This window comes from Lysinibacillus sp. FSL K6-4013 (genome assembly GCF_038630435.1).
Taxonomy (GTDB): domain Bacteria; phylum Bacillota; class Bacilli; order Bacillales_A; family Planococcaceae; genus Lysinibacillus; species Lysinibacillus boronitolerans.
In genome coordinates this window covers 3,169,286-3,189,935 of sequence record NZ_CP152031.1, presented here as the reverse complement: position 1 = coordinate 3,189,935, position 20,650 = coordinate 3,169,286, and the positions used below count along the sequence as shown (strand labels likewise).

At 38.3% G+C, this 20,650-nt stretch carries 21 protein-coding genes, 1 riboswitch and 1 other annotated feature; of the genes, 17 read left to right on the top strand and 4 right to left on the bottom strand.

Features of this window, described 5'->3' with window-relative positions; all coding sequences use genetic code 11:
• Positions 1–78: 78 nt before the first annotated feature.
• Positions 79–366, bottom strand: coding sequence for a hypothetical protein (locus tag MHB39_RS15800; RefSeq protein ID WP_048392136.1), 288 nt, complete (start codon positions 364–366; stop codon positions 79–81).
• A complete protein-coding gene (gene hisA, locus MHB39_RS15795) occupies positions 363–1,130 on the bottom strand; it encodes a phosphoribosylformimino-5-aminoimidazole carboxamide ribotide isomerase (protein ID WP_048392137.1) in 768 nt (255 codons plus the stop codon). Before hisA ends, MHB39_RS15800 begins: the two co-directional genes overlap by 4 nt.
• 189 nt (positions 1,131–1,319) lie before the next feature.
• On the opposite strand from hisA, the gene MHB39_RS15790 reads away from it, so the two are divergent.
• From MHB39_RS15790 to MHB39_RS15710, 17 genes are all read left to right on the top strand, one after another.
• Entirely contained in the window at positions 1,320–3,752 is a 2,433-nt protein-coding gene (locus MHB39_RS15790; protein WP_315056825.1) for an ATP-dependent RecD-like DNA helicase, read from the top strand.
• Between the two features lie 136 nt (positions 3,753–3,888).
• Positions 3,889–5,322, top strand: a complete 1,434-nt coding sequence (hpaB, locus tag MHB39_RS15785; protein WP_339280186.1) for a 4-hydroxyphenylacetate 3-monooxygenase, oxygenase component — start codon at positions 3,889–3,891, stop codon at positions 5,320–5,322.
• 48 nt (positions 5,323–5,370) lie between these two features.
• Positions 5,371–5,536: riboswitch (M-box (ykoK) riboswitch) on the top strand.
• A gap of 246 nt (positions 5,537–5,782) precedes the next feature.
• Complete coding sequence (locus MHB39_RS15780; protein WP_342544495.1) at positions 5,783–6,748, top strand: magnesium transporter CorA family protein; 966 nt, start codon at positions 5,783–5,785, stop codon at positions 6,746–6,748.
• 68 nt (positions 6,749–6,816) lie between these two features.
• Positions 6,817–7,033, top strand: a binding site (T-box leader).
• Positions 7,034–7,121: 88 nt separating this feature from the next.
• On the top strand, positions 7,122–9,782 hold the full coding sequence (alaS, locus tag MHB39_RS15775; RefSeq protein ID WP_339280185.1) for an alanine--tRNA ligase: 2,661 nt from the start codon (positions 7,122–7,124) through the stop codon (positions 9,780–9,782).
• Between the two features lie 88 nt (positions 9,783–9,870).
• Positions 9,871–10,137: an IreB family regulatory phosphoprotein gene (locus MHB39_RS15770; RefSeq protein ID WP_004226839.1), complete on the top strand. Its 267-nt coding sequence runs from the start codon at positions 9,871–9,873 to the stop codon at positions 10,135–10,137.
• 2 nt (positions 10,138–10,139) lie between these two features.
• A complete protein-coding gene (ruvX, locus tag MHB39_RS15765; protein WP_016994166.1) occupies positions 10,140–10,556 on the top strand; it encodes a Holliday junction resolvase RuvX in 417 nt (138 codons plus the stop codon).
• A gap of 18 nt (positions 10,557–10,574) precedes the next feature.
• A complete protein-coding gene (locus MHB39_RS15760) occupies positions 10,575–10,883 on the top strand; it encodes a DUF1292 domain-containing protein (protein ID WP_016994165.1) in 309 nt (102 codons plus the stop codon).
• Between the two features lie 291 nt (positions 10,884–11,174).
• Positions 11,175–11,702 carry a DUF1292 domain-containing protein gene (locus MHB39_RS15755; RefSeq protein WP_016994164.1) on the top strand — a complete coding sequence of 176 codons (528 nt, stop codon included), beginning with the start codon at positions 11,175–11,177 and terminating at the stop codon, positions 11,700–11,702.
• Positions 11,703–11,851: 149 nt separating this feature from the next.
• Positions 11,852–12,979 (top strand): endolytic transglycosylase MltG, encoded by a 1,128-nt coding sequence (gene mltG, locus MHB39_RS15750; RefSeq protein WP_342544493.1) that lies wholly within the window; start codon positions 11,852–11,854, stop codon positions 12,977–12,979.
• A gap of 286 nt (positions 12,980–13,265) precedes the next feature.
• A complete protein-coding gene (locus MHB39_RS15745; RefSeq protein WP_054550064.1) occupies positions 13,266–13,898 on the top strand; it encodes an O-methyltransferase in 633 nt (210 codons plus the stop codon).
• Between the two features lie 5 nt (positions 13,899–13,903).
• On the top strand, positions 13,904–14,836 hold the full coding sequence (locus MHB39_RS15740) for a peptidase U32 family protein (RefSeq protein WP_342544492.1): 933 nt from the start codon (positions 13,904–13,906) through the stop codon (positions 14,834–14,836).
• A 14-nt stretch (positions 14,837–14,850) separates the two neighbouring features.
• Positions 14,851–16,131, top strand: a complete 1,281-nt coding sequence (locus MHB39_RS15735; RefSeq protein ID WP_342544490.1) for a U32 family peptidase — start codon at positions 14,851–14,853, stop codon at positions 16,129–16,131.
• Positions 16,131–16,769, top strand: coding sequence for a uridine kinase (gene udk, locus MHB39_RS15730; RefSeq protein WP_004226858.1), 639 nt, complete (start codon positions 16,131–16,133; stop codon positions 16,767–16,769). Before MHB39_RS15735 ends, udk begins: the two co-directional genes overlap by 1 nt.
• Before the next feature lie 175 nt (positions 16,770–16,944).
• Complete coding sequence (greA, locus tag MHB39_RS15725; RefSeq protein WP_016994160.1) at positions 16,945–17,433, top strand: transcription elongation factor GreA; 489 nt, start codon at positions 16,945–16,947, stop codon at positions 17,431–17,433.
• Between the two features lie 143 nt (positions 17,434–17,576).
• Entirely contained in the window at positions 17,577–18,236 is a 660-nt protein-coding gene (locus MHB39_RS15720; protein ID WP_048392147.1) for a YrrS family protein, read from the top strand.
• 60 nt (positions 18,237–18,296) lie between these two features.
• Entirely contained in the window at positions 18,297–18,989 is a 693-nt protein-coding gene (gene mtnN, locus MHB39_RS15715; RefSeq protein ID WP_259948179.1) for a 5'-methylthioadenosine/S-adenosylhomocysteine nucleosidase, read from the top strand.
• Between the two features lie 51 nt (positions 18,990–19,040).
• On the top strand, positions 19,041–19,196 hold the full coding sequence (locus tag MHB39_RS15710; protein WP_026023469.1) for a hypothetical protein: 156 nt from the start codon (positions 19,041–19,043) through the stop codon (positions 19,194–19,196).
• A 123-nt stretch (positions 19,197–19,319) separates the two neighbouring features.
• Here MHB39_RS15710 and sigK read toward each other — a convergent pair whose 3' ends face one another.
• Both sigK and pssA read right to left on the bottom strand, forming a co-directional pair.
• Positions 19,320–20,027 (bottom strand): RNA polymerase sporulation sigma factor SigK, encoded by a 708-nt coding sequence (sigK, locus tag MHB39_RS15705; RefSeq protein ID WP_004226867.1) that lies wholly within the window; start codon positions 20,025–20,027, stop codon positions 19,320–19,322.
• Positions 20,028–20,113: 86 nt separating this feature from the next.
• Entirely contained in the window at positions 20,114–20,614 is a 501-nt protein-coding gene (pssA, locus tag MHB39_RS15700; RefSeq protein WP_048392670.1) for a CDP-diacylglycerol--serine O-phosphatidyltransferase, read from the bottom strand.
• Between the last annotated feature and the right edge of the window lie 36 nt (positions 20,615–20,650).

The window sequence follows — 20,650 nt, the reverse complement described above, 5'->3', positions numbered from 1 at the left end:
GGTTTCAGAAATAGGGGCAAGGAAGAAATGCAGAAGAGGGTTTGAGGTTAAACAAAGGGAACCATTTGTCCCCTTGTTTTAACTAATAATTTCAGCATTTAAGTTATAGCGCTTATTAAACTCATCAACGAAAATTTGTAAATCAATATAGGTTCCAATATAAGGCTCTGTTTCTTGATCGCGTAAGAACCCACATGTTGCCTTTAGTGATTTTGAAAATTCCAATAACATTTGTTCGTTGTCAAGTTGTACATGAATTGCAAGAGAATGATCCTTTTTATTCACTTTAAAATACTTACCATCTATGATTCTCTCTAAATTAGTTTCTTGAAATGGAAAAACATAATCTTTATAAATGAGCTTCACAAGATCCCGCCTTTTTTACAATATTCGACTACATCTGTATAAGGTAAATCGCCACCAAAAATTGAGAGCGCACTTCCAATGGTTACATGAAGTTTTCCGTGGGCTAATTGATTAAATTTTTCTAAGTCTTCGATTGAACGAACGCCACCTGCATAGGTAGTTGGAATAGATGTCCAGGCAGCTAAATCCTGTACCAAGCTTTCCTGCATACCACCCTTTTTTCCTTCAACATCGACAGCATGTATTAACAGCTCATCACAAAAATCTTCAATATAGGCAATCGACGCAGCATTAACTTCGAAGTGACTAAATGTAGTCCATTTATCTGTCATGACAAACCACTTTCCGTCACGCATCTTACAACTGAGATCAATGACAAGGTGTTCTTTACCAATTAATTGATTTAAGCGCTTTAAACGCGCTAAATCGAGCTGACCATCATGAAAAATATAGGATGTGACAATGACATGCGAAGCACCTGCGTCTATATACTTTTGAGCATTGTCAGCCGTAATGCCACCACCTATTTGCAAGCCTTGAGGATAGGCTGTTAAAGCGGATAGGGCAGCTTCTTCATTACCAGAGCCTAGCATAATAACGTGTCCACCTGTTAAACGATCTTGGGCAAACATTTGTGCATAGTGGCTAGCATCATGTTGAGAAATAAAGTTTTCTACAACTGCTTGATTTGTATATCCCAAAGTGCTACCTACAATTTGCTTTACTTTGCCATCGTGTAAATCGATGCAAGGTCTAAATTCCAATAATTTCACAATCCTTCCGTGCAACTAATTCATATTAATCATAGCATGGAACGGAGGATAAAGGCAGAGAATTGTCATTTGTCAAAATAGTGTAAAAATAACAATGTGAATATATTTTTGTCTGCGATATTTTCATGTGGCTATGGTAAAATAAAAGGATTGAAAACTATAAGAAAGGACGGACCGAACATGACAGATCATTTAGATTTATTTGAACTCAATAAATTTTTTATACTCGGACGTCCGATCGTCTCTATCTTTCATAATGCGCAAAATATGTATTCGATTGTACGTGTGAAAATTCAAGAGACGAATTTGCAATATGAAGATAAAGAGATTATTGTTGTTGGTTATTTTCCCCCACTACAAATGGATGAACAATATCGATTTACTGGTATTTTAAAACAGCATCCTAAATACGGTGCTCAATTTCAAATTGAGACATTTACAAAAGAGGTACCTGCAACTGAGCAAGGAATTATTCATTATTTATCTAGTGACCTCTTCGTAGGGATCGGGAAAAAAACAGCTGAAACGATTGTTGAAAAACTAGGTGCTAATGCACTCCGTGTTATTTTAGAAGATCCTAGTGCCCTCGATGCTGTTCCGCGTCTATCCGCTGAAAAAAAAGAAGTCATTCACCGCACCATTGAGCAAAACTTAGGCTTAGAGCGGGTCATGATTCAATTGAATGAGTGGGGATTTGGTCCACAGCTTGGGATGAAGATTTATCAAACCTATCGAACAGAAGCCATTGAATTACTGACAGAAAATCCATACCGCTTGATTGAAGATGTGGAAGGGGTGGGTTTCTTTCGAGCCGACGAGCTAGGTGCGAAATTAGGTATAACTGGTAAACATCCTGATCGTGTCAAAGCAGCGATTTTACATATTTTAAATACAGCAGCTTTATCGGATGGACATGTTTATCTAGATGCAGAACAGGTTTTACCGCTCGTTAAGGAAATGCTTGAACAAAGCCAACGACAGGAGATACCATTCGAGGATATTTCTCAAGCCTGTATCGGACTCCGTGAAGAAGGCAAAATTTGTGGTGAAGAGACAAGGTTATATCTGCCATCACTCTATTTTTCGGAGGTAGGGATTGCATCGAAAATCTTATCGCTTATCGAGCGGAATAATAAGGCTGAACATTTTAGTAAAGATGAAATTCGAAAAGCCATTGGAGAAACAGAGGAGCTACTCAATGTTACCTATGCAGAAACACAAGCGAATGCCATCGAACAGGCTTTAAATTCAGCTGTTATGATTTTAACGGGTGGTCCTGGTACGGGGAAAACCACTGTTGTACGGGGAGTCGTAGAAGTTTATGCAAAGCTTCATGGGCTATCCTTAAATCCAAAAGAGTATGCTCAAAAAGAGGAGCCTTTTCCGATTATTCTTTGTGCGCCGACTGGACGTGCTGCTAAACGATTAGCCGAATCAACAGAGCTTCCTGCGATGACCATCCATCGACTGCTCGGTTTTACAGGGCAAGAAAAAGAGGAAGAAACAGAGCGGGAAGTAACAGGTAAGCTAATTATCGTGGATGAAATGTCAATGGTTGATACATGGCTTGCCCATCAATTATTAAAAGCTTTACATGAAGATGTTCAAGTTGTCTTTGTTGGAGATCAGGATCAGCTTCCACCAGTAGGTCCAGGACAGGTGTTAAAGGATTTATTAGCATCCAAGCAGCTACCAACTGTCGAGCTAACAGATGTTTATCGACAAGCAGAAGGCTCAACGATTATTGAACTTGCGCATCAAATAAAAAAAGGAACGATTCCACAAGAGTTAACAGCTAAAACCTCTGATCGTTCGTTTATTAAGGCTTCAGCAGACCAAGTTGCCAACGTTGTAACTCAAGTTGTCAAAAGTGCTGTCGCAAAGGGCCAGGAAATCCGTAATATTCAAGTGTTGGCGCCCATGTACAAAGGAACAGCTGGTATAGATAATTTAAATAAAATGATTCAAGAGCTTATTAACCCAAATGATACTGGCACACGAAAAGAGCTAGTCTTTGGGGATGTCACCTATCGAATAAAGGATAAAGTTCTTCAGCTTGTCAATCAACCTGAAAGCAATGTCTTTAATGGAGATATGGGTGAGGTCATTAGTATTATTAAGGCGAAAGAGACGATCGAAAAACAAGATTTACTGATCGTATCCTTTGATGGCATTGAAGTGACCTATCAACGAAGCGACCTCAATCAATTGACACTAGCTTATTGTTGCTCCATCCATAAATCACAGGGCTCTGAGTTTCAAACGGTCATTATGCCAGTGGTTAGAGGGTATTCCAAAATGTTACGGCGTAATCTTTTATACACAGGTATTACACGTGCTAAAAACTTTTTGATTTTATGTGGTGAACCAGATGTGCTTGCGGATGGTTTACAACGTACAGATGACCTTCAGCGTTTCACCTCTTTACGTGCAAGACTTAACCCAATGGAAATTGAGGAAGAACTTGTGGAAGTCGAGGCAGTGCCAGTAGATAATGAAGGGATGCAGGAGCCTGTTTCCGTTGAACAAAAGCTAACAGTAGAAACAGCCCCTTATATTCATCCAATGATTGGTATGAATGATGTCTCTCCATATGATTTTTTGGATGACTAAAATATATATCTATCTATAAGTACCCGATTAGACTGTCTAATCGGGTTTTTCTAATTGATCATATCGTCACCTAATATTTGGACATTTCATATACTAGATAAGTACAAAAACATAGGGAATGTATAGGGGTGACAGAATGCCAATAATGACAGGGCAGCAGTATATTGAACGAATTGATGCTTTAAAAACGTATATTTCGCTAGATGGGAAAGTCGTAACAGGAAAGGTGTCAGAACATCCTGCCTTTAAAGGAATTATGCAGAGTCAAGCGAAACTTTTTGATTTACAACATCAAGAGGCACTTCTTGAAAAAATGACCTATGAATCGCCAACTAGTAAACAGAGAGTTGGCATGTCCTTTCTTCAAGTAATGACGCCAGAAGATCTTGTGAAAAGGCGCCATGCAGCAAGGGAATGGGCATTATCTTCCCATGGCTTTATGGGAAGAAGTCCTGATTATATGAATACAACATTAATGGCCCTGGCATCAGCAGCAGACTTTTTAAAAGAAAAGCCAAATTGTTTTCCAGAGCATTTGCTAAAGTTTTATGAGTATGCTCGCGAGAATGATATTACGATGACACATACCTTTATCGAACCACAGGTGAATCGCAAGCGCTATTACTATGAGGATGAAGAAGTGACCATTGCTGCTAAAATCATTGGGAAAACAAGTGAGGGCTTAGTCATTAAAGGGGCAAGATTACTAGCGACACAGGGTGGCATAACAGATGAGCTTCTTGTTTTATCTACAAATGGCTATGATGAAGGAAAGGGATTTGGCTTTTCTATACCGAGTAATACGAAGGGGTTAAAATTTTTATGTCGACAGTCTTTTGTAGGTGGACCTTCTACTTTTGATCATCCTTTGAGTGCTCGTTTTGAAGAAATGGATGCGATCGTTGTATTTGATGATGTAGTTGTTCCATGGGAACGCGTTTTTTATTATGAAAATGTCGACGTTGCAAATCAATTTATGAATGTCAGTGGCTTCCAGGCTTACGGTTTACATCAAGTGTTGTCTCGTCAAATTGCCAAGACTGAATTTGTACTAGGGGTTGTACAATCGATTGTGGACACTATTAATATCGGTGACTACCAACATGTACAACAAAAAGTAGTGGACGTAATTGTGCCATTAGAAACGATGAAAGCATTGTTAATCAAATCAGAAGTGGATGCACATAGGGATATGTTTGGCTTTATTCGACCTGATCTCTCAACATTACAAGTGGCTATTCAAATTTTCCCGAAAGTATATCCAACTTTTACGGAAATTATCCAGCAACTAGGGGCAAGTGGCTTGATGTCCATACCAACTGAACATGCATTTGCAGCAGATGAGGGTGACCTTGAACATTATTTGCAATCATTCAAAGATAAAGGTGAGGAGCGAGTAAAGAAATTCCGTTTAGCTTGGGATTTAACGATGAGTAGTTTTGGCACAAGGCAAACATTGTACGAACGCTTTTTCTTTGGTGATCCTGTGCGTTTATCTAGCCTGCTCTATCAATCTTATCAACGAGAGCATTTAGTGCAACGAGTGGAAGACTTTTTGAAAAATGATTGATTGACAGTTTTGAGGCAATCCGCTATGATGTGTAGGAACAAAAAAATAACATCCCTTCGTTAGGTGAGGCTCCTATGCTGGAGATACGCTACTACCCAAAAATGTCGAGAGACGCCAATGGGTCAACAGAAATCATCGAAATAAGGTGTTTTTTAACGTAGCTGGACATATTCCTATGCCGCATAGTGCTAAAACTCAACGTTTGAAGGTAACAAGCATGCAATGTTTTTAATTGCTATTTTTTGATATGTGTATTCAACACGCCTTCATTCGTAGAAGGCGTGTTTTTGTTATGAAAGGAAGGTGATGAGAAATGGATAGTAGTCCTGAACCGAATAAGTATCATTTAGGCAAACGGAAACACATAAAAAGTCATCGATTTCTGATCACCGACGCAGACAAAAGGTGATAAAGGATGACCTTTTGTTTCCCTCAATAACAAAACACGAGGTGAAATGCAATGATTAAAATCCACTATTATAATAGCGGCAGCAAGACAGTCCAACATGATTTCAATATGATGGATTTCCAACTTCCTATTCATAACGGAGACTTATTATGGGTAGATTTATATGCGTATAGTTATAATGAATTGAATAATATAGCAGATGTATTTGGCTTTCATCCACTAGCTGTGGAGGATTGCTTACATGAGGGCTCACGTCCGAAAATGGATAGTTATGGTGATTATAAATTTTTTGTGCTTCATGCACCAATCTATAATGAAAAAAGTAACAATGAAATTACAACCGTTGAATTAAATATTTTTATGGGTCCAAACTATATTGTGACTGTGCATAAACAAAAGTTGCAATGGCTAGGCAACATGGAGAATGTTTGTATCAATAGTCCAAAATATTTGGAAAAGGGTACTGATTTTTTATTGCATACCATTATTGATGGAATTACAGACGAATACTTCCCCGTATTAGAACGAATTCGAGCACGTATAGATGAACTGGAAGAAGAGATTTATGATTATCAACCGAAAGTGGTGACTGAGGAATTTCTTGCACTGAAGCGGACAATTATTTTAATTCGTCAGGCCATAATGCCACAAAGAAGAATTTTTTCAACAGCCAATGGCCAGTGGAAATTTGATATTCAAGAAGAAAATATTCCATTCTATAAAGATTTGAATGACCATCTAGAACGGATTGTCGACTCTACAGAGACTTACCGCGATTTAGTTAACAGCACGCTTGATACGTATTTTTCAATAATCAGTGGTAAATCTATTGAAAAGCTGAATTTATTAACGGTCATTTCGACAATTATGTTGCCGCTATCTGTAATTACTAGCTTTTTTGGTATGAATGTACCTTTACCTTATCAGGATTCACCCTATACAACTATTGCTATCAGCGCCTTTTTAGTCATTTTCACGTGGGGTATGTGGGCATATTTCAAAAAAATGATTGCTTAGTTTGTGTTAGTCATACTAGTACTAATTGACAGCGCAATAGATTTTTTTTATAATTTTCGATAGAAAAAGTAAAAACGATGATGGAAAAAGTACGTATTTGTGTGTGGACAAGAAAGGGATTTCTAGGCTGAAAAAATCCTCACAGCAGCAAATGCCGAAAGCTACTCCAGAGTGCAGCTAATCCCTGCCGTTCACTGACGTTACAAGTGCTAAAGAGGTAAGTAAAAATTTTTACTTACAACTAGGGTGGTACCGCGAGACTAATGACAAGTCCTCGTCCCTTTTTTGGGGATGAGGGCTTTTTTTATTTTCTTCGGTAAATCGCAGGATTCGTATCGTGATTTTACAATATTAAATAGGAGGAATTTATCCAATGAAAGCAGTAGATATTCGCCGTATGTATTTGGAATTTTTTAAAGAAAAGGGGCATCATCATGAGCCATCAGCACCACTTGTGCCGATAAATGACCCATCACTCCTTTGGATCAACTCAGGTGTTGCAACATTGAAACCATATTTCGATGGACGTATTATTCCTGATAATCCACGTATTACAAATGCACAAAAATCGATTCGTACCAACGATATTGAAAACGTTGGGAAAACAGCTCGACACCATACATTCTTTGAAATGTTAGGAAATTTCTCTATTGGTGACTACTTTAAAAAAGAAGCAATTCATTACGCTTGGGAATTTTTGACAGATAAAAAATGGATGGGCTTTGATCCAGCGTTATTATCCATTACGATTCACCCAGAAGATCAGGAAGCATATGATGTTTGGCATCAGGAGATTGGTATTCCAGAAGAACGTTTAATTCGTTTAGAAGGAAACTTCTGGGATATCGGAGAAGGTCCATCTGGTCCAAACTCTGAGATTTTTTATGATCGCGGTGTAGAATACGGCTCAGATGAGAATGATCCTGAAATGTATCCAGGTGGGGAAAATGAGCGTTATCTTGAAATTTGGAATCTTGTGTTCTCTCAATTTAACCATAATCCTGACGGTACTTACACGCCACTACCAAAGCAAAATATTGATACAGGTATGGGCTTAGAGCGTATTGTATCAGTCGTTCAAAATGTACCAACGAACTTTGATACAGATTTATTCATGCCAATCATTGAAAAAATCGAGGAATTTGCCAACCGTAAATATAAGCGTCCTGGTGAAGTAGATTTAAATGAAATCTTTGGCTCAGAAGAAGATATTAATACACCATTTAAAGTGATTGCAGATCATATCCGTACAGTAGCATTTGCAATAGGCGATGGTGCCCTGCCATCAAACGAAGGCCGTGGCTATGTATTACGCCGCTTACTACGACGTGCTGTTCGTTATGCTAAACAAATTGGTATTGAAAAACCATTTATGTTTGAACTTGTACCAACTGTGGGTAAAATTATGGAAGACTTCTATCCAGAAGTTACGGAGAAATGCGAATTTATTCAACGTGTCATTAAAAATGAAGAAATTCGTTTCCATGAAACATTAGATGGTGGTTTGACTATCTTTAATGAAGTAGTGGAATCTCAAAAAGCAGCCGGTCATGATTACATTCCAGGAGCAGATGCTTTCCGTTTATATGATACTTACGGATTCCCAATCGAGTTAACGGAAGAATATGCAGAAGAAGTAGGCATGAAAGTAGATCATGAAGGTTTTGAGGCAGCAATGGAAGAACAACGTGAACGTGCGCGTGCTGCTCGTCAAGATGTTGACTCTATGCAAGTACAGAATGAAGTATTAGCAAACTTAACGGTGGAAAGTGAATTTGTTGGCTATGATACGTTAACAGCTAGTACTGAAATCGCTGCAATGATCGTCAATGGTCAAGTAGCAAAAGTCGCTTCAGAAGGTCAAGAAGCATTGGTTATTTTAGCGAAGACACCATTCTACGCTGAAATGGGTGGCCAAATTGCCGATAGTGGGACAATTTCAAATGATAGCTTTACGGCTATTGTAAAAGATGTTCAAAAAGCACCGAATGGTCAACCGCTTCATACGGTAGTAGTTGAATCTGGTGAAATGCATGTGGAAGATGCAGTGCAAGCAGTGGTCAATCGTGATGATCGTAATTTAATCATTAAAAACCATACAGCGACACATATTATGCAACGTGCATTAAAAGATGTGCTAGGCGATCATGTGAACCAAGCTGGATCATATGTAGGCCCTGATCGTTTACGCTTTGACTTCTCTCACTTTGGTCAAGTTACAAAAGAAGAATTACAACAAATTGAACGTATTGTAAATGAAAAAGTGTGGGATGATATAGAGGTCGTTATTGAAGAAAAAGGCATTGATGAAGCAAAAGCAATGGGTGCTATGGCATTATTCGGTGAAAAATATGGAGATGTTGTACGTGTAGTATCAATTGGAGATTATTCAATTGAGCTATGTGGTGGTATCCATGTTAAACGCTCTTCTGAAATTGGCTTCTTCAAAATTGTTTCAGAAGGTGGTATCGGTGCAGGTACTCGTCGTATTGAAGCTGTTACAGGAAAAGTGGCTTATGAAGCAGTAAAAGAAGAAGAAGCATTATTAAATGATGCAGCAGCATTACTAAAAGCAAATGCGAAAGATATTGTCACAAAAGTACAGGCATTACAAGCCGACTACAAAGAATTACAACGTGAAAACGAAGCATTATCTCAAAAAATTGCCAATGCACAGGCAGGGGCAGTTGTGGATGCCGCTCAAACAATTGGAGATGTAACAGTGCTATCTACAAAAGTGGAAGCGAAGGATAACAATCAACTTCGTCAAATGATGGATGACCTGAAAGCGAAGATGCCAAAAGCAGTCATTGTTCTTGGAGCAGTTGATGGTGAAAAAGTTATGTTATGTGCTGGCGTTTCAAAAGAATTAGTTGGTGGCAATTACCATGCGGGGAATATTGTGAAAATGGTTGCAGAAGCATGTGGTGGTAAAGGTGGCGGTCGTCCAGATATGGCGATGGCAGGTGCAAAAGATGCATCAAAACTTGATGAAGCACTACTTTCTGTGTATGATTATGTTAAATCCATTTAATTAATTCACCAAAACATGTTATAATAAAGAGAAATTGGAGATGAGCTTGTTTGCACATCTCCTTATTTCTGAAAGCGAGGTGCTGGTCATGAGTTCATTTGATCAAACGATGAAATTTAATTTTCCAGAAGAATCAATGGAACAGGAAGTCAAGCAGGTAATGTTGAAAGTTCATTCTTCATTAGAGGAAAAGGGATATAACCCTATCAATCAGATTGTTGGTTACTTACTTTCTGGTGATCCGGCGTATATTCCTCGCCATCAGGATGCTCGTAATTTAATTCGCAAGCTTGAGCGTGACGAAATTCTAGAGGAGCTTGTTAAATTTTATATTAAAAAGAATAACGAGGACTAGAAATGAGAATTATGGGATTAGACGTTGGGTCAAAAACTGTGGGTGTTGCTGTAAGTGATGCACTTGGTTGGACCGCCCAAGGTATTGAAACCGTAAAAATTGATGAGGCTAATGGTGAGTTCGGTATTGACCGTATCGCCGAGCTAGTAAAGGAATATACTATAACAGAATTTGTTGTAGGATACCCAAAAAACATGAATAATACGGTAGGACCGCGTGGTGAAGCATCCGAGAACTATAAAAAGTTGTTGGAAGAAACATTTTCACTACCCGTCAAGTTATGGGATGAACGTTTAACGACGATGGCTGCAGAACGTATGCTGATCGAAGCGGACGTGAGTCGCAAAAAGCGCAAGCAGGTCATTGATAAAATGGCAGCTGTGATGATTTTACAAGGCTACTTAGATAGCAAAAATTAATTGATGAGGTGACAATGCATGGCACACGAGCATAACCATGAAGAAGAACTACATGTTCAACACATTACAGTGATTGACGAGAACGGAAACGAGCAGCTTTGTGAAGTGATTCACGTTCATGAATCTCCAGAGTTTGGCAAATCATATGTATTTTACTCAATGGTAGGCGCAGAGGAAGACGAAGATGGCTCCGTTGAAATCTTCGTATCTTCATTTGTACCATCTGAAAATGGTGAAGATGGTGAATTAACACCAATCGAAACTGAAGCAGAGTGGGATATGGTAGAGGACGTTTTAAACGCTTTAGAGGATGAATACGAAGACTAAACTTCTAACTCAAAGCTTGGAACAAGGATCGCAGCTTGCAGTCCTTGTTCCTTTTTTATTGACACTCTTCTATATGTAGAAGAATTGTTGGGACCTGCTCATAAAGTGAGGGGATTCGCTCAGAAATAGAGTGAAAGTGCTCTAAGAATGTGAGAACCCGCTCAAAAGTAGAGAAAAAGCGCTCCTAAACAGGGAAAACCGCTCAAAAATTGGAGAAGCTATCTAAAAAGTGCCTAACCTCAAAAAACGATTTAATAAATGACATCAAATTGTCATAAAGGAGGAAACTGTATGAATGAAGAAACGCAAGAATTTATGATCATTGGGAAAGATGGTAAGGAACAGCAGTGTCGTGTGGTCTTTACCTTTGATGCGGAGGACAAGTCCTATGTGTTATTTTCCCTTGTAGATGAAACAGGTCAAGAAATCCCAGGAGACCTTTCGGCGATGACTTTTGATTACGATGATAATACAGGTGAGATGACCAATTTACAGCCTGTTGAAACAGATGCAGAATGGGAAATGATTAATGAAGTGGTATTAACATTACTAGATGAATTTGAAGAAGAACCACAGCTAATTACTGTGACGGATGAAGAAGGAAAAGATCAAGTGTGCGAAGTCATTCATACGTTTTCATCTGAGCATTTCGGTAAATCGTATGTATTATATGTGCCAGCAACAGAAGAACCGATTGATGAGCGTGATATTTTTGCTGCCCAATATATAGCTGGAAATGAAGGTCAAATTGAAGAGCTATACCCGATTGAGTCAGATGAAGAATGGGAATTTGTAGAAGAAGTATTAAACACTTTATAGAATGAACTATTTCTAGAATGCTCAAAAATCTGCTAACGAAAGTTGTTGGCAGATTTTTTACATATGTAATTTCTCCTGAATTGTCGATTTCTGTTTGTCGTGAAAGTTGATTTCTAGTATGATATTGAATAGTGATAGGGGGGAAACCCGTGGATAACGGTTCTAAAAAACAAGAAATGTTTTCAAAAATGCAAGAAAGAAAATCTGAGGTAAAGATCGTGAGAAAAATCGTCGCACTTATTGCCATTGTTTTCGTACTAATAATTGGGGTTGTTGGTTTATTTGGGTACAATTATGTAAAAGGTGCTTTAAAACCACTGGACCCTAATGCAACGAAAACAATTGCGGTAGAAGTACCAATTGGCTCTAGTTTGTCCTCCATTTCAACACTACTAGAGAAAAAAGGTGTCATAAAAGATGCACGTGTTTTTAAATACTATGCAAAATTTAAAAATGAATCACAATTTCAAGCGGGAAATTATGATTTAACACAGGCAATGACATTTGATGAACTCATTGAAAGCTTGAAAACAGGGAAGGTATATCGTAAGCCTGTCTTTACGATGACAGTCCCAGAAGGCTTAACACTTGAACAAATTGGGAAAGTGATTGAAAAGAAAACACCGTACACACAAAAAGAATTTATGGATCTTGTGACGAGTGACACATTTGTTCAACAAATGATGGCTAATTATCCTGAGCTAGTTACAGAGGCTGTTTTAGCTGACAACATTCGCTATGACTTAGAGGGCTATTTATATCCAGCTACGTATTCTTATTATGAAGAAAAACCATCTTTACAAGCGATTGTAGAAGAGATGGTAGCAGCCATGAACAATGTGGTGAAGAACTATAGTGATGTTTTAGCTGAAAAACAAATGTCCGTACATCAGCTATTAACATTTGCTTCATTATTGGAAGAAGAAGCGACTGCTCAAACGGATCGAGAGACTATTGCAAGTGTCTTCTATAATCGAATCAATGAAGGGATGCCACTCCAAACAGACCCAACCGTGCTCTATGCACTGGGTGATCACAAGGATCGTGTTCTATATGAAGATTTAGAAGTGGATAATGCCTATAACACTTACAAAAATAAAGGTCTACCACCTGGTCCAATAGCAGGTGCAGGTAAAACTTCGATTGAGGCATCATTAAATCCAAGTCAAACAGATTATTTCTACTTCCTAGCAGATAAAGAGGGTGTCAACCACTTCTCAAAAACCTATGATGAGCATTTGCAGAAGGTAGAAAAATATTTACGAAAAGAAGAGTAAACGTATAGGAAGAGCAAAAATCATATAGCAAACAGATGGATAGAAGGAAAGAAAAATAGCTTTCCTTCTATTTTCATGCTATTATAAAGTGTGATTTTTGATCAATCCGTTCATTTATGCGGGACAAATATGCGTGGTGGCAATTGTTTGAGCATATCGAAGCAATTGCTCATTTTTGTATGGCAAAGTACCAAGACATCACGTTTGGTCTTTTTCTTTTTGTTGATAAATGATGAAGTACAGACAACGGCAAACGCTCGTTGCCTTTTAAATGAGGGTGGAAACAATGGAATTATCAGATGCATATATACAATCATTTATACAGCCACGTAATGAATTGCTTTTAGAAATGGAAGCATTTGCGGAGGAGCATCACGTACCGATCATGCAGCTGGCAGGTATTGATGCATTAAATCAACTGTTGCGTATTCAAAATCCGTCAAAAATTTTAGAGATAGGTACAGCAATTGGTTACTCTGCTATTCGTATGGCAGAGGCATTGCCTTATGTCCAAATTGTTACAATTGAACGTGATCAAGATCGTGTAGCAAGGGCAAAAGCCTATATTAAACGGTCGACTGTATCCGATCGAATTACGGTCATTGAGGGTGACGCTTTAGAAGTGGATGACGAGGCCATTAACACAACATTCGATGCGGTCTTTATTGATGCTGCGAAGGGACAATACCAACGCTTTTTTGAAAAATATGCACCTTTAGTAAAATCAGGTGGGGTATTGTATATCGATAATATGTACATGCATGGTTTGTCTGATTTAGAGTTGAAGGATGTTCCACGTCGTAAGCGAACAATGATTCGCAATTTAAAAAACTTCACGGATTGGATTATGCAGCACCCAGATTATACAAGTGCTTTTTTACCAGTCGGTGATGGTTTATTACTATGTTTGAAGAGGTGACTACTATGAAAAAACCAGAATTGCTTGTGACACCACAATCATTAGAACATATAAAAGCACTTTTAGTCGCTGGAGCAGATGCTTTTGTTATTGGTGAACAACAATTTGGTCTACGTCTAGCAGGAGAGTTCTCCGTTGAAGAAGTAGAAGAAGCGACAAAGCTTATTCATGAAGCGGGTAAAAAGGTATATGTTGCAGTCAATGCACTTTTCCATAATGAGAAGCTAGAGGCACTTGCTGATTATTTAAATGAAATGCAACGTATCGGTGTGGACCGTTTAATCTACGGTGATCCAGCGGTTCTCATTATTCGTAGAGAGCAAGGTGTTACGATTCCGTTACATTGGAATCCAGAAACGACAGCTACAAACTGGTTTACGGCTAATTACTGGGGGAAACGTGGTGCAACGCGTGCAGTGTTAGCGCGTGAGCTTTCTCTTGATGAAGTATTAGAAATTAAAGAAAATACCGAAATGGAAATTGAAGTACAAGTACATGGCATGACATGTATGTTCCAATCAAAACGTCCATTACTCGGCCATTATTTCTTATATCAAGATAAAGTAATGGCTATTGAAAATCGCCAGGAAAATCGTAATATGTTCCTACATGATGATGAACGAAATAATAAATATCCAATATATGAAGATGTAAATGGTACACATATTTTCAGTCCAAATGATATGTGTATTATTGATGAACTAGGCGAATTATTTGAAGGTGGCATCGATGCTCTGAAAATTGAAGGTGTACTTCAAGCGCCAGACTATGTAGTCGTGGTAACAGAAGCTTATCGAAAAGCAATCGATACGTATTTTGACGAATCAGAAGAGGCATATGAAGAAATAAAAGACGATTTATTAGCAAAAATTGAAGATATTCAACCAGCTATTAGACCATTAGATACTGGCTTTATCTTCAAGGAAACAGTTTACTAGGAGGGGACAATAACATGGCATTAGCGTTAGAGCAAAATGACAAAATCCGTGAGATTGTCAACGGTAAACGTGTCATTACTAAAAAACCAGAGCTACTTGCACCAGCTGGTAGTTTAGAGAAATTAAAAATAGCTGTCCATTACGGAGCAGATGCTGTATTTATCGGTGGGCGAGAGTTTGGTCTACGATCGAATGCGGATAACTTTTCAATTGAAGAGATGCGTGAAGGTGTAGAATTTGCCAATCAATATGGTGCGAAAATATATGTAACAACAAATATTTTTGCCCACAATGAAAATATGGATGGCTTAGAGCGTTATTTAAAGGATATTGAATCAGTGGGCGTAACTGGTATTATTGTAGCAGACCCGCTCATTATTGAAACATGTCGTACAGCAGCACCTAAGCTTGAAATTCACCTTTCTACTCAGCAATCATTGTCCAACTGGAAGGCCGTGCAGTACTGGAAAGAAGAAGGTTTACATCGTGTTGTATTAGCACGTGAAGTGGGCGGAGAAGAAATGAAGCTGATGAAGGAAAAGGTCGACATTGAAATTGAGGCCTTTGTTCATGGAGCAATGTGTATTGCCTACTCTGGTCGTTGCGTTCTTTCTAATCATATGACGGCTCGTGACTCAAACCGAGGGGGATGCTGCCAATCATGCCGTTGGGACTATGATCTATATGAATTAGAAGATGGGGAAGAAAAAGCACTTTTCGATGAGAGCCATGCACCTTTTGCGATGAGTCCAAAAGATTTAAAATTAATTGAAGCGATTCCTCATATGATTGAGCTAGGTATCGACTCATTAAAAGTTGAAGGTCGTATGAAATCCATTCACTATGTAGCGACAGTTGTTTCTGTGTACCGTAAAGTGATTGATGCTTATTGTGCAGATCCTGATAATTTTAAAATTAAACGTGAATGGCTAGAGGAATTAGACAAATGTGCTAACCGTGATACGGCTGAAGCATTCTTCCATGATGCACCTGGCTTTGAGGAGCAGATGTTTGGTGTGCATGGTCGTAAAACAACCTATGAATTTGCTGGACTTATTTTAGATCATGATCCAGAGACAAAAATAGTGACAATGCAACAGCGTAATTATTTTAAACCTGGTGACGAAGTAGAATTCTTTGGTCCTGAAATTGAGAATTTCCGTTTAACAATGGGTGAAATTTGGGACGAGGATGGCAATAGCCTAGATGCAGCTCGTCATCCATTACAAATTGTGAAATTTAAATGTGATACACCATTGAAGCCGCATAACATGATGCGAAAGGAGAATAACTAATGGCAGTGAAGCGCCCTGTTGTCATCGGAATCGCAGGTGGCTCATGCTCGGGAAAAACGAGTGTGACGCGCGCCATTTATGATGTTTTCCGTGAGCATTCTGTTGTGGTAATTGAACAAGATTTTTATTATAAGGATCAAAGTCATTTAACATTTGAAGAACGTTTAGGAACTAACTATGATCATCCGTTAGCTTTCGATAATGATTTATTAATTGAGCACATAAAAAAGTTGCTAGTGCGTCAACCAATTGAAAAACCTGTGTATGATTACGTCCAGCATACAAGGGCAGAAGAAGTTATACATGTTGAACCAGTAGATGTTATTATACTAGAAGGTATTCTAGTCCTTGAGGATGCTGATTTACGTGATTTAATGGATATTAAATTATTTGTGGATACAGATTCAGATTTACGTATTATTCGCCGTATTATGCGTGATATTAAAGAGCGTGGACGTACAACGGATTCGGTGATTGAGCAGTATTTATCAGCGGTTCGACCGATGCATAATTTATTTATTGAACCAACAAAACGTTATGCTGATATCATTATTCCTGAAGGTGGGGATAATGAGGTGGCGATTGATTTAATGGTAACGAAAATTAAAACTATTCTTGAAACCGACAACGTATTGTAATAAGATAGAGTGGTATTGACAATATTTACATGCATATTTTGAAAAAGCATGCATACTATTAGGTCAAAGCGTAATTTGAAAACGTTTAAAAATAATAAAATTCGATTAAATGCATCTTCCGTGCATTTAGTCGAGTTTTATGTTTTTATATTGAAGAAACAAGGAGTGAAGGACTTTGGCAAATGAAAAACAATACCCTATGACAGCTGAGGGAAAACGTAAATTAGAAGAAGAATTAGTAAAATTAGAAACTGAAACACGAAAAGAAATCGTTGAACGCATTAAAATAGCACGTGATTTTGGAGATCTTTCTGAAAACGCTGAGTACGATTCTGCTAAAGAAGAACAAGCCTTTTTAGAAGGTCGTATTTCAACATTAAAATCAATGATTCGCAATGCAGTGATTATTTCTGAAGACGAGACAGATAACAGTGTAGTATCACTAGGGAAAACGGTTACATTCGTAGAAATCATCAATGGTAAGCCATCAACAGATGAAGAATCTTATACAATTGTTGGTTCTGCTGAGGCAGATCCTATGGAATTCCGTATTTCGAATGAATCACCGATTGCAAAAGGTCTACTTGGTCGTGCTGAAGGTGAAGAGGTTGTCGTTCAAACACCTGGCGGCGAAATGAAAGTGAAAATTGTCTCAATTAAATAATATGTATATGTACAAGCAGTTAGCCTTTGGCTGACTGCTTGTACCATTTTTAGCGTGATAACTATGTAGTAAAATAGTGAGTAGAATTATTTTGCAAGTGCTGTCGAACTTGATAGAATATTGCCTAGAGAGGGGGAGACATTATGAGTGAACGACAAACTCGAAGTGGTCGTCATTTGCAGCCATCTCGTAATAAAAAGCTAGATAAACTATTGAATGTTCTAATTGGTGTTGTGGTTGTACTCATTATTATCACAGCAACCTATGTGTTTAAATGGCAAGATGATGCAGATCAAGCAGTGAAAGAGGAACCCGTTCAAGAAGAACAGAGCGGTGATGATGAAAAAGAAGTAGAAAAAGAACCGACGGATGAAGAAAAAGAAGATCTTGCTGTAGAAGAAGATAAACCTTCAGAAGAAGAATCAGAACCTGAGACATCCCAGGAAGAACAAGGCACAGCAGAAGAATCAGCATCAGATAATCCTATTGTTGAGAAGGTCATCACGAATAAAAATTGGCAACCAACACCTACAACTCAAACAGGTCAGCATGTGTCTTCATATGACGACACGTCTGTAGACTGGGCTGAGAAAGTAGCAACAGTATCTACTGTGACAGGTATTGACCAAAGCAATATGATCATCTGGCGTATGCAAAATAATGGTGGTCCTAATTCATCCATTGCAACTGTTTCGACCAATGATAAATCTCAAATGTATCGTGTAAGCATGGAATGGGTTGATAATGAAGGGTGGAAGCCTGTGAAGCTAGAGCAACTAAATACATTAGAAGGCGCCTATTGACGAAAATCACTCTTTTGATTATTTTTAATAGAGTTGATAAAAGAAGGGAAGTAACAGTACATGAAAATTGCAGTAATTGGCGCAATGGAAGAGGAAGTGGAGCTTCTAAGAGCAGCATTAGACGATGCACACAGCACAACGATTGCAGGTAGTGAGTATACAACAGGAACTTTTGAAGGCAAGGAAGTCGTATTATTAAAAAGCGGTATTGGTAAAGTAAATGCTGCTATGTCTACGACAATTCTTTTACATGAGTTTAAACCAGATGTTGTCATTAATACAGGCTCTGCAGGTGGATATGATGAAACTCTTGAGGTAGGCGCTGTCGTTATTTCTGATGAAGTTCGTCACCACGATGTGGATGTCACAATCTTTGGCTATGAAATTGGACAAATGGCTGGTATGCCAGCAGCATATAAATCAGATGAGAAATTGATGAAGGTAGCTGAGGAGGCTGTAAAGGCAGTTGGAGAGCACCAGTATGGCGTTGGTTTAATTTGCTCTGGGGATGCTTTTATGAATGATCCTGAACGTGTAGAGGCTGTTCGTCGCCATTTCCCTCAAATGAAAGCTGTAGAGATGGAAGCGGCTGCAGTTGCACAAGTTTGTTATCAATTTGCTACACCTTTTGTAGTCATTCGTGCATTATCAGATATTGCAGGTAAAGAATCGAATATTAGCTTTGATGAATTTTTACCAGTTGCTGCAAAACATTCGACACAAGTCGTATTAAAAGCAATTTCCTCACTATAAACTACACAGAATGGTCAAAATGTGTGGTTTATTCTGTGAGAAAAATCACAGTTGATACAAAAAACAAATGCTACACTGACATTAATAAATCTCTTCATAATAGAATGGGAGGCATTCATGATGTTATTTTTAACAGCAGGTGTAGTGATTATTACAACTTTAATAGGTACGTTGATTTCAGCAGAACTCTCTGAATCAGCACACTAGTATGACGGGAAAGCTCCTTTGCGACATAGTCATGTCGCAGGGGAGCTTTTTATATGCCATGAAATAGGCATATTCTTCCGTCATTGAAGGATTGAATTTTTTTCATAACCATTTTACAATATATTATTCAATAGTTTTTTGGTCTCGTTTATATAGTTGATAGAGTTTAATAAGTGCCCGTTTTTCAATGCGAGATACATAGCTACGTGAAATATTTAAGCGTGCTGCAATTTCCTTTTGCGTAAGTGCATCCTGTTGATTTAAGCCATAACGGAGTGTCACAATTTCGAGCTCACGTTCATCGAGCATATGCAAATAGTGGTATAGTTGTGCTACATGCTCTTTATGCTCTAGCTTCTCTGTGGCACTTTCTTCATCACACTGAAGTAAATCGCGAATTTGCAGTGCGTTCCCATCTTTATCAGTTCCAATCGGCTCAAATAGCGAAACGTCTTTTTGCACTTTCTTTTGGGTGCGTAGATGCATTAAAATCTCATTTTCAATGCAACGAGCTGCATATGTGGCAAGTCTAGTTTTTTTATCAGGGGTATAGCTCTCAACGGCTTTCATTAGTCCAATTGTTCCAATAGAAATATAATCATCGAGTTGCTCATGTTTTGGATGGAATTTTTTAACGACATGTGCGACAAGCCTCATATTACGTTCTATTAGATCAAGACGCGCTTGCTCATCGCCACCTAAAAATCGTTCAATACAAGCAGCTTCCTCTTCTTTTGAAAAGGGTTTATGGAATGTTTGCCCCTTTAAATAGCCAAGCAACGCAGGGATTTCAAGCCATAACTGCAACATCGATGTAAAAATTCCGCTCATTGAATGATTTCATCCTTTCCCCATTTTTCGACAGTATATGTTTAAAAGCCGTGGGAAATGAAAAAAGTGCAACAGCAAATGTGCTGTTACACTTTTTTTAACGTAAATGTACTAATCATGAGTAAAGCTAAAATGGGGAAAAGGAAAAGATAAAATGCCGGATGGAACGTATAAGCTGCGAAATACGTTAAAGTTAAGAACGTACCTGCGGCTGTAATTGGTAAACCTGTGAAATAACCGTTCGCTTCGCTAATATTGAAGCGAGCTAAACGCATCGCGCCACAGACGATAAATAATACGGCCATCATCATGCCGACAAAACCAAAATCAACTAGAACAACTTCATACATTAATAATGCAGGCGCCACACCAAATGATATAATATCACTCATAGAATCTAATTGTTTACCTAATTCTGACACTTGTCCGAGCGCTCTCGCTACCTTACCATCGTAGCGATCAAGAAGAGCTGCTATAAAGATAAACAAGACACTATAGCTATAGTATTCATGTAGAGTGGCCATAATAGCCGCGCCTCCAAAGGACATATTACTAATTGTTATGAAGTTAGCTGCGTGCGATTTCATTTTCTTAACCGTGGTATCCACCAACTTGTGATAAAA